The 10,585-nt window shown below is 74.6% G+C and carries 9 protein-coding genes; 6 read left to right on the top strand and 3 right to left on the bottom strand.

Annotation, left to right across the window (positions count from 1 at the left end; translation table 11 throughout):
* Positions 1-20: 20 nt before the first annotated feature.
* Entirely contained in the window at positions 21-1,166 is a 1,146-nt protein-coding gene (locus AD017_RS04165) for a ferredoxin reductase (RefSeq protein WP_060572994.1), read from the bottom strand.
* Between the two features lie 175 nt (positions 1,167-1,341).
* Between AD017_RS04165 and AD017_RS04170 the strand changes: the two genes are divergently transcribed.
* From AD017_RS04170 to AD017_RS04190, 5 genes are all read left to right on the top strand, one after another.
* Positions 1,342-2,190, top strand: coding sequence for a MerR family transcriptional regulator (locus AD017_RS04170; RefSeq protein ID WP_060572996.1), 849 nt, complete (start codon positions 1,342-1,344; stop codon positions 2,188-2,190).
* A 59-nt stretch (positions 2,191-2,249) separates the two neighbouring features.
* Entirely contained in the window at positions 2,250-4,142 is a 1,893-nt protein-coding gene (locus AD017_RS04175; RefSeq protein WP_060572998.1) for a maleylacetate reductase and hydroxyquinol 1,2-dioxygenase domain-containing protein, read from the top strand.
* 71 nt (positions 4,143-4,213) lie between these two features.
* Complete coding sequence (locus AD017_RS04180) at positions 4,214-4,471, top strand: hypothetical protein (protein WP_075300804.1); 258 nt, start codon at positions 4,214-4,216, stop codon at positions 4,469-4,471.
* Between the two features lie 18 nt (positions 4,472-4,489).
* Positions 4,490-6,301 (top strand): glutamine--fructose-6-phosphate transaminase (isomerizing), encoded by a 1,812-nt coding sequence (gene glmS / locus AD017_RS04185; RefSeq protein WP_010225305.1) that lies wholly within the window; start codon positions 4,490-4,492, stop codon positions 6,299-6,301.
* Positions 6,302-6,472: 171 nt separating this feature from the next.
* Positions 6,473-7,045, top strand: coding sequence for a L,D-transpeptidase (locus AD017_RS04190; RefSeq protein WP_139323822.1), 573 nt, complete (start codon positions 6,473-6,475; stop codon positions 7,043-7,045).
* Between the two features lie 45 nt (positions 7,046-7,090).
* On the opposite strand, the gene AD017_RS04195 is transcribed toward AD017_RS04190, so the two are convergent.
* Both AD017_RS04195 and AD017_RS04200 read right to left on the bottom strand, forming a co-directional pair.
* Positions 7,091-8,524 carry a DHA2 family efflux MFS transporter permease subunit gene (locus AD017_RS04195; protein WP_060572999.1) on the bottom strand — a complete coding sequence of 478 codons (1,434 nt, stop codon included), beginning with the start codon at positions 8,522-8,524 and terminating at the stop codon, positions 7,091-7,093.
* Positions 8,521-9,201, bottom strand: a complete 681-nt coding sequence (locus AD017_RS04200; RefSeq protein WP_227013358.1) for a TetR/AcrR family transcriptional regulator — start codon at positions 9,199-9,201, stop codon at positions 8,521-8,523. The genes AD017_RS04195 and AD017_RS04200 overlap by 4 nt, the downstream gene beginning before the upstream one ends.
* Positions 9,202-9,361: 160 nt before the next feature.
* Here AD017_RS04200 and AD017_RS04205 point away from each other — a divergent pair, with 160 nt between their 5' ends.
* Entirely contained in the window at positions 9,362-10,579 is a 1,218-nt protein-coding gene (locus AD017_RS04205) for a cytochrome P450 (protein ID WP_029239236.1), read from the top strand.
* The last annotated feature ends 6 nt before the right edge of the window (positions 10,580-10,585 follow it).

Below are 10,585 nucleotides of genomic sequence, written 5' to 3' on the forward strand. Positions count from 1 at the left end.
TCGGGTCGGTCGTGCGGGTCTCAGATCTCGAGGACGCAGTCGCCGGCGGCGGCCGTGACGCAGGTCTGCACCTTCTCCGCGGGGGTGTCGGGGTCGGCGCGGTGCTCGCTGCCGTCGCGCAGGTCGCGGACGGTCCCCGACCGCAGGCCGACGACGCAGGTGTGGCAGATGCCCATCCGGCAGCCGTAGGGCAGGTCCAGGTCCGCGGACTCACCGGCCTCCAGCAGGGTCGTCGCGCCGTCGATCTCCACGGTGGCGGCGACGTCGCCGTCGTCCGGGGTGGAGGTCCCCGCGACGGCCGAGCCCCGGCGCGCGAACGTCACCGTGCCGCCCTCGGCCTCTCCCCCGCGCAGCGAGGCGGAGAAGCGCTCGACGTGCAGCCGGTCGTCGCACCCGGCCGACGACCAGAGCTCCTCCGCCTCGTCGAGCATCGCCGACGGTCCGCACGCCCAGGTGCTGCGCTCGGACCAGTCCGGGCAGTAGCGCGCGAGGTCGTCGGGCGTGAGCCTGCCGCGCTCGCCGGTGAGGTGCCGGTGCAGCCGCAGCGACGGGTGCCGCTGCGCCAGCCGCTCGAGCTCGGCGGCGAAGATGACGTCCCCGCTGCGGGGTGCCGAGTGAACGACGACGGTGTCGGGCACGGTGCCGCGCCGGTCCAGGGTGCGCAGCATCGCCATGATCGGCGTGATCCCGCTGCCCGCGGTCAGGAACAGCAGCCGCGACGGCGGCGGGTCGGGCAGGACGAACTCGCCCCGCGGCAGCGCGAGACGCACGATGGTGCCCGGCCCGACGCCGTCGACCAGGTGTTTCGACAGGAAGCCCTCGGGCATCGCCTTCACCGTGACCGAGATGTGCCTGCGGTCGCGCCGCGGCTCGGAGGTGAGCGAGTACGACCGCCAGTGGAACCGGCCCTCGACCTGGACGCCGATGCCGACGTACTGGCCCGCCCGGTGGCCGAACGACCAGCCGAGCCCCGGCCGGATCACCAGCGTGGCGGCGTCGGACGTCTCCCGGACGATCTTCACGACCCGGCCGCGCAGCTCCCGCGCCGACCAGAGCGGGTTGAGCAGGAGGAGGTAGTCGTCGGGCAGCAGGGGCGTGGTGAAGCGGGCCGCGGCCCGGCGTGCCCGCCGGAGTCCGCGGGGCAGCGCGGTACCGGTGTCGCTCATGGCCGACCTCCCCGTCGTGGCTGCCGACCATCGGACCGGATCGCGGGCGATCCGGCAACTTGGAACCGGCACGACCGTGTGAGCTGCACCGATACCGCCCTGACGTATCGACCGAGAACGTTACATAGGATCACCGGCAGGCGGTGTCACGATCGTCGTCACTAGCATCGCGGCGGTGGCGGACTATCCGATCGAGGAGCTGGCCCACCGGGCCGGGATGAGCGTGCGCAACGTCCGCACCTACGTCTCACGCGGGCTGCTCCCGCCCGCACGGATGGCCGGACGTGCCGCCCGCTACACCGACGAGCACCTCGACCGGCTCGATCTCGTCAACGGCCTGCGCCGTCGCGGGTTCACCCTGGGTGCCATCGAGGTGCTGGTGCGCCAGGACCCGGACCGCGCGGCCGAGGACGCGTTGCGGCTCTACCGCGGCATGCTCGCCCCGTGGCGTCCCGAGGAGCCCGTCGAGATCGACGAGGACGCCCTCGCCGGCTGGATGGGCCTGCCACCGGAGGCCCTGGACGCCCTCCGGGGCGACCCCGGGGACGCCGGGCCCGGGACGGCGGGGCCGGGGGTCACGACGGCACGGCTGCGCGAGGCCGGGCTGGTCGAGCCGGCCGGTCCCGGCCGGATCCGGATCCTGCGGCCGGACATGGTGCGGGCCGGCGGGGACGCGGTCCGGCTCGGTATCCCGCTCGAGGCCGTCCTGACCCTGCGCGAACACCTCGACGAGCACACCGGGCACATCGCGGAGCTGTTCGTCGAGCTGTTCGCCGAGCAGGTCTGGGCCGGTTACGTCCGCGACGGGCTGCCCGCGGAGGGCGTGCCACGGATCCAGACCGTGGTCGAGGGCCTGCAACCGGTCGCGACGACGGCGCTGCTCAGCTCGTTCCGGGCCCGGATGCAGTCCACGATGGACGCCTTCATCGAACGGATCTCCGGCGAGATCAGCGAGAGCGCCGCCGCCGACGCGGCCCGCCTGCTCGGGCCCCGCGGCACCGAGCGCCGCCTGGACGATCGTTGACCTCTCAACCATACTGACGGGCGCACGACCGGATCGCCGACGCCCCGGAGGTATCCCGCATGTCCCTCGTCCACGAACCGGCCCCCACCCGCGTGCTGTTCGGGACGGGCACCCTCGGGACCGTCCGCGACGAGGTGGAGCGGCTCGGCCGGTCCCGCGTGTTCCTCGTCGCCGGGCGCAGCCCGTCCGGTGCCGGTGAGCGGGTCGCCGACGTGCTCGGGCCGCTGCTGGCCGGCCGGTCGCCGCGGGCCGTCGTCCACACGCCGGTGGAGGTCACCGCGGAGGCGCTCGCCGCGTTCCGGGAGGCCGGGGCCGACTGCGTCGTGGCCGTCGGCGGCGGGTCGGCGATCGGGCTGTCCAAGGCGATCGCCGTGCGGACCGGGGCCGACCAGGTGGTGCTGCCGTCGACGTACTCGGGCTCGGAGTGCACCGCGGTGCTCGGTGAGACCGAGGGCGGCGTCAAGACCACCCGGACCGACGAGGCGATCCGTCCGGAGACCGTCGTCTACGACACCGACCTGGTCCGCGACCTGCCCGCCGCGGTCGCGGTGCCGAGCGCGGTGAACGCCCTCGCGCACGCCGTGGAGGCGCTCTACGGGGCGGGCGCGACCCCGCTCACCGACGCCGTCGCGGTCGAGGCGGTGCGCGTGCTCGTCGCCGGCCTGCGGTCCGGGGACCCCGAGCAGTTGCTGCGCGGTGCGTGGCTGGCCGGGACCTGCCTGGACCGGGTCGGGATGGGGGTGCAGCACAAGCTCGCGCACACCCTCGGCGGGACGCTGGACCTGCCGCACGCGCCCACCCACACCGTCCTGCTGCCGCACGTGATCGCCCTCAACGCGGCCGCGCTCCCCCGGCTCGGCGAGGTGCTCGGCACCGCGGCCCCGGCCGGTGCGGTGCACGACCTCGTGGTCTCCGCGGGCGGGCCGACAGCGCTGCGGGACCTCGGCGTCACCGAGGCCGGCCTGGACCGCGTCGCCGACCTCGCGGTGCAGCGGCCCTATCCGAACCCGGTGCCGCTCACCCGGGACGGGATCCGGGACCTGCTCGGACGGGCGTGGGCCGGTGCCCGGCCGGTCCCGCAGGAGCCCGCCGACCCGGTCGCCGGCCCGCTCGACCGGCTGACCGCCCAGGTCGTCGACTCGTTCCGGGCCGGCGACCCGCGGCTGCGCGAGCTCCTCACCGGACTCGTCCGCGCGCTGCACGGCTACGCCCGCACCCACGAGCTCACCCAGGCGGAGTGGCAGGCCGCGATCGACTTCCTCACCGCCACCGGGCACGCCACCGACGAGCGGCGGCAGGAGTTCGTGCTGCTCTCGGACACCCTCGGGCTGTCCAGCGTGGTCGACGTGCTGACCCACTCGCGGACGCCGGACACGACGTCGTCCGCGGTGCTCGGGCCGTTCTACACCGAGGGACCACCGGAGCTCGCCCAGGGCGCCGACGTCTCGGCGGGGAAGAAGGGCACCCCGCTGTGGGTCGACGTCGCCGTGACCGGGACCGACGACCGGCCGGTCCCGGGGGCGGTCGTCGACGTCTGGCAGTCCGACGAGGACGGCTTCTACGACCTGCAGCTGCCCGAGGAGGACGGACCGGTGCTGCGCGGCCGGTTCCGCACCGGCGACGACGGACGGCTGCGGTTCCGCTCGATCCTGCCCGCCGCGTACCCCATCCCGGCCGACGGGCCGGTCGGCTCGATGCTCGACGCGACCGGGCGGCACCCCTTCCGGGCGCCGCACCTGCACTTCCTCATCACGGCCGACGGGTACCGGGAGCTGATCACCCAGCTGTTCGTCGCCGGCGGGGCGCACCTGGACTCCGACGCCGTCTTCGGGGTGAAGGAGGACCTGATCGTCGACTTCGTACCGCGGACCGGTGCGATGCCCGACGGGACCGTCCCGGACGGCGGATGGCGGCAGCTCACCTTCACCTTCCGGATCTCCCGCGACGACTGATCGGCCCATTCCCTGCCCGATTCCGGGCAGGATCGTGGCACTCCGGGCCCGTGGCGGGGAGGATCACCGCCGTGGATCCGGATCTCGTGCGCCACGTGGCCGCCACCACCGGACTCGGGGAACCCGTCGCGGCCCGTGTGGTCGCCGACGTCGTCGCCCACTTCGGGGAGACGACCGAGGAGTTCGTCCGGCGGCGGCACCGCGAGCTGCAGTCCCGGGACCGGCGCAACGACGAGATCTGGCCGCACATCGCCGCCGAGCTCGCCGCCCGCGTCGTCGCGCCCGGCGAGATCTCGCAGCGCCGGCTGCGCCGGATCGTCTACGGCTGACCAGGGAGGGAGACCTGCATGTGCGGGATCGTGGGGTACGTCGGGCCGCGGGAGGCCGCGGCGGTGCTGCTGGACGGGCTGGCCCGGCTGGAGTACCGGGGGTACGACTCGGCGGGGCTCGCCGTGGTGCACCGCAGGCGCGTCACCGTGCGCCGCACCGCGGGGCGGGTCGACGACCTGCGGGACGTGCTGGGCGACGAACCGCCGCGCGGCCGGACCGGGATCGCGCACACGCGGTGGGCGACCCACGGAGAGCCGAGCGAGGGCAACGCGCACCCGCACACCGACGCGTCCGGGCGCATCGCCGTCGTCCACAACGGGATCATCGAGAACGCCGACGGGCTGCGTGCCGGGCTGGTCGCGCGCGGGGTCCGGCCGGTGTCCGACACCGACACCGAGGTGCTCCCGCACCTGATCGCCGAGGCGTTCGACGCCGGCGCCCCGACCCTCGCCGACGCCGTCCGGACCGCGCTCGCGCCGGTCGAGGGCACCTACGGGCTCGCCGTCGTCGACGCGCACCGCCCCGAGGAGATCGTCGTCGCCCGCAACGGCAGCCCGATCGTCCTGGGGATCGGCGACGGCGAGATGGTCGTCGCCTCCGACCTCGCCGCCGTCGTCCGGCACACCCGCCAGGTCGTCTTCCTCGACGACGGCGAGCTCGTCACCGTGCGGGCCGACGGGATCGAGGGCGCCACCCGGATCCCGCCGACCACGGTGGACACCGAGTCCGAGGACTACGCGCTCGGCGGGCACCCGGACTTCCTGGCCAAGGAGATCGCCGAGCAGCCGGACGCCGTGCGCCGTGCACTGGCCGGCCGTCTCGACACCCGGTTCTCCACGACCCGGCTCGGCGGGCTGGAGCTCGACCCGCGGGACCTGCGCGGGGTGCGCCGGGTCCTGTTCCTCGGCTGCGGCTCCGCCTACTACGCCGGGGAGATCGGCGCCGGGCTGGTCGAGGAGCTGGCGCGCATCCCGGCGTCGGCCGAGCCCGCCGGGGAGTTCCGGCACCGCAACCCGGTCGTCGACCCCGACTGTCTCTACGTCGCGGTCAGCCAGTCCGGCGAGACCGCCGACACGCTGGGCTGCGTGCAGGAGCTGCGCCGCAAGGGCGGACGCGTGATCGGCGCGGTGAACGTGATCGGCTCGGCGATCTCCCGCGAGTGCGGTGCCGGGGTGTTCCTGCACTCGGGGCCGGAGGTCTCCGTCGCCTCGACGAAGGCCGTCACGAACATGGCCGTGTCGTTCGCGATGCTGGCCGTGCTGCTGGGCCGGGTCCGGGACCTGTCGGTCGCCGACGGGAGGCGGGTCGTCGAGGCGCTGGCCGCGCTGCCCGGCCACATCGACACCGTCCTCGAACAGGACGGGGAGATCGCCGAGGTCGCGAAGCGGTACGCCGACGCGTCGTCGATGTTCTTCGTCGGCCGCACCCGCTGCAGCCCCGTCGCGCGGGAGGGCGCCCAGAAGCTCAAGGAGATCTCCTACGTCCACGCCGAGGCCTACCCCGCCTCCGAGCTCAAGCACGGCCCGCTGGCACTGATCACGCCGGAGATGCCCAGCGTGGTGCTGGTCCCCGGTGACGACCTGTTCGCGAAGAACATCGGGACGATCGAGCAGATCCGGGCCCGCGGCGGCCCGGTGATCGCGGTGACCGACACCGACCTGCCCGACGGGCTCGCCGACGCCGTGCTGCGGGTGCCGCGCACCGAGCCCGAGCTGGCCCCGCTGCTGCTGACCGTGCCGCTGCAGATGCTGGCCCGGCACGTCGCCGTCGCGCTCGGGCGGGACGTCGACAAGCCGCGCAACCTGGCGAAGTCGGTCACCGTGGAGTGACGGCGCGGGAGGACGCAGTGGAGTCACGGCGGGCCGGCCCCGCCGACCGCTCCCCCGCGACCACCCGATCGTGGCTCAACCCCGGGCGAGGTCGTGCGTCGACCGTCACGGAAGCCACCCGTCGGCGTTGTACCGGTCGGGGTACCGACCGAGTCACGAGGAGCCGTGCACGTGCCGAGCAGGACGATCCGCCGGAACCGGGCCGCGACCGCGGCGGTGGCGGCACTGGTCGTCGTCGCCGGGATCGCGACCGCCGGTGTCGCGACCGCCGACGCCGAGGCCGAGAACAGCGAGGCCGCCCGGCAGACGCACGCCGAGAAGCAGGTCCCGGGCACGCCGTGCTCGGTCTCGGCACGGGCCTGCGTCGATCTCGAGACGCAGCGGGCCTGGCTGATCGAGAACGGGGCGGTCACCCACGGGCCGGTGCCGGTCGCGTCCGGCGGGGCCGGTCAGGAGACGCCGATCGGGCACTCGTTCCGCGTGTACCGCAAGGAGGCGGACCACACGAGCGGCGAGTTCACGACGCCCGAGGGGCAGCCGTCGCCGATGCCGTGGTCGGTGTTCTTCGCCGACGGCGGGGTGGCGTTCCACGGCGGTGACCGGGACCGCGCGTCGGCCGGGTGCGTCAAGCTCGACGCCGTCGAGGCGCAGCGGTTCTTCACCGACCTCGAGAACGGCGACAAGGTCCAGGTCCTGAACGCGACCACCGAGCGGGACGAGCGGGCGAAGCTCGCCACCGCCTGAGCGCCGTGGCCCGGGAGCCCGTCGGGTTCCCGGGCCACGCCCTGCTCAGTGCGTCGTGACCTCGGGCCGGACGGCCCCGGTGCGGCCCCGCACCAGCAGCGACAGCAGCACCGCGACCACACCGACCCCACCGGCGACGGCGAACGCCGCGTGCAGGCCGGCCGCGTCCGGCGACGGTCCGCCGGGCGCCGAGCCGGTCGCGGCGACGGTCACGAACAGGGCGGTGCCCATCGCGCCCGCGACCTGCTGCAGCGTGGAGAGGATCGCGCTGCCGTGCGAGTACAGCGAGTCCGGCAGCGAGCCCAGCGCCTCCGTCATCAGCGGCGTCATCATCAGCGACAGCCCGCCCATCAGGACCAGGTGGTAGGCGATCACCACCCAGAGCGGGGTGGCCGGGCCCATGGTGGAGAACAGGCCCAGCCCGGCCGCCATCAGCACGGCACCGGGGATCACCAGCGGTCGCGCGCCGACCCGGTCGAACAGCGCACCCACCGGACGGCCGAGCAGGCCGAGCAGCAGCCCGCCCGGGAGCACGGCGAGGCCGGAGACCACCGTGCTCACCCCCATGACGGTCTGCAGGTACAGCGGGAGCAGCACCGCGGCGACACCGATCAGCGACAGCAGCACCAGCGCGGTCAGCACCAGCGCGACGACGAACGGCCGCTTCTGGAACGGGCGCAGGTCGAGCAGCGCGCGGCTCTCCCGCTGCAGCCGCAGCTGGCGGGCGACGAAGAGCGCGAGCGCGACGAGGCCGGCGACGACCGGCACCCACGGCGGGATGCCACCACCGCTGCCCTTGCCGATCGCGGACAGCCCGTAGACGAGGCCGCCGAACCCGACGGCGGACAGGATCACCGACAGCACGTCCAGCGGGACCGGGCGGCCGCCGCCGTCGAGCCGCAGGAAGCGGGCACCGACCGCCAGCGCGGCCACGGCCAGGGGCAGGACCAGCCAGAACATCCAGCGCCAGCCGAGGCCGGCGAGCACGGCGCCGCCGATCGTCGGGCCGATCGCCGGGGCGACCGCGATGACGATCGTGATGGTGCCCATCGTCGCGCCGCGGCGCTCCTGCGGGACCAGCCGCAGGATCGTCGTCATCAGCAGCGGGATCATCATCGCGGTGCCGACGGCCTGCACGATCCGGCCGGCGAGCAGCACCTCGAACCCGGGCGCGAACCCGGACACCGCGGTGCCGGCGGTGAAGGTGCCCAGCGACGCGAGGAACACCTGACGCGGGGTGAAGCGGTCCAGCAGGTAGCCGGTGGTGGGGATGACGACGGCCATCGTCAGCAGGAAGCCGCTGGTCAGCCACTGCACGGTCGTCGTCGGCACGGCGAGGTCGACGCTCAGGTCGCGGAGCGCGACGCTGAGGATCGTCTCGTTGAGGATCATCACGAACGCGGCGCCGACCAGGACACTGATCAGCAGGCCGGTCCGGTGCGCCGGTACCGGGTCGGTACGGGGCGGGGTGGTGGTCACTCGGGGTCTCCTGCCCGGTGGTGGGTGGACGAGGGTGGGGCGGGGTCCGCGTCGACCCCGTGGGCGGCGGCACGCAGCGCGGCGGCGAGCCGCTCGACCGGATCCGACGGCCGGGTGCCGCAGACGAGCTCGGCGGCGAGCTCCTCGCCGTTGATCCGGAGGGCGGCGGCCATCGCCGCGGCGTGCACCCGGACCGCGAGATCGTCGGCCGGGCGGCCCAGCCGTCCGGCGAGGACCTCGGCCAGCACCGGCTCGGACCGCTCGTGGACGGCCAGCCAGACGGCGCGCAGTCCCGGCTCGGTCGCCGACAGCGCGATCACCGTGAGCCCGGCCTCGGCGTCGGCGGCAGCCTCGGCGTCGGCCGGCGGGTGGTACTCGGCGATCAGGTGCTCGTCGAGCGTCCGGTCGGCGGGCCAGCTGCGCAGGGCCTCGACGATCGCGTCGATGCCCCGCGCCAGCACCGGCTCGACGCAGCTCTCCTTCGAGCGGAAGTAGCGCCACAGCGTGCGGGCGGAGAGACCGACCTCCTCGGCGATCCGCTCCCCGCTGGTCCCGGCGACGCCGTGCTCACGGAACAGCGCGACGGCGGCCCGCGAGATCTCCAGCCGCAGTCGCGCCCGGCGCCGGTCGGTCATCGGCGCACGACCGCGGACGGGTGCGGGAGCGGACAGCGTCACGACGCCCAACCCCCTGTCACGCAGTGCCTTGTTGTCACTGACTGACACTAACGACGACCCCACCGGGCGTCGACGAGACGCTCGTCTCAGCATGCTTTATTGGCAGTATCTGCCAGTATTGACGGGCATCCCGACCGCGATCCGTCCCGAGGAGCGCACCGTGACCACCACCGAGAACGGCTGTCCGTACGCCCGCAGCTACCCGCTGGGCGAGGCCCACGAGCTGGAGTTCGACCCCGGCTACGCCGAGCTGCGCCGCGAGGAGCCGCTGGCCAGGATCCGGATGCCGTACGGCGAGGAGGGCCGGCTCGCCACCCGCTACGACGACGTCCGCACCGTCATGTCCGACCCGCGCTTCAGCCGGGCCGCCGTCGTCGGCGCCGACGTGCCGCGGGCCCTCCCGGAGCGGCCCGGCCAGCCCGAGTCGATCATCAACATCGACCCGCCGGAGCACGGCAGGCTGCGGCGCCTGGTCGCGGCCGCCTTCACCGCCCGCCGCGTCGAGCGGATGCGACCGCACGTCGCCGGGATCGCCGACGACCTCGTCGACGGGCTCGTCGCGGGCGGCAGCCCCGCCGACCTGGTGTCGGCGGTGTCGATGCCGTTCCCGGTGATCGTGATCTGCGAGCTGCTCGGCGTGCCGCTCGACGGGCGCGACACCTTCCGGGCCGCCGCCGACGCGGCGCTGTCGACGTCGGCCGTACCGGTCGAGGAGCGGCGGCAGGCCATGACCGACCTGCACACCTACATCGCCTCGCTCGTCGCCGAGCGCCGGGACCGGCCGGACGGGCCCGGCGACGACGTGCTCGGCGGCCTGGTCTCGGCCCGCGACGACGACGGCGACCGGCTCTCGGAGGGCGAGATGGTCTCGCTCGGCTCGGCGATCCTGCTCGCCGGCCACGAGACCACGATGAACATGACCGGCAACATGGTCCGGACGCTCCTGCACGAGCGCTCCCGCTGGGACGCGCTGGTCGCCGAGCCCGACGGGATCCCGGCCGCGGTCGAGGAGATGCTGCGGTTCATCCCGCTCGGCAGGCAGGCCGGGCTGCCGCGGATCGCCACCGCCGACGTCGAGCTCACCGGCGGCACCGTCCGCGCCGGGGAGGCCGTGCTCGTCTCCACCAACGCGGCGAACCGCGATCCCGAGGTCTTCGACGACCCGGACGCACTGCACCTGGACCGCTCCCCCGGCGCCCACGTCGCGTTCGGCTACGGCCCGCACCACTGCCTCGGCGCGTCGCTGGCCCGCATGGAACTGCAGACGATCCTGCGCGCGCTCACCACCCGGCTGCCCGGGCTCGACCTGGCCGACGACGTCGAGTGGCGCGCCACCTCGGCCGTGCGCGGCCCGGCCCGGCTGCCGGTGACCTGGTGACCACAC

This window comes from Pseudonocardia sp. EC080619-01 (assembly GCF_001420995.1).
Lineage (GTDB): Bacteria > Actinomycetota > Actinomycetes > Mycobacteriales > Pseudonocardiaceae > Pseudonocardia.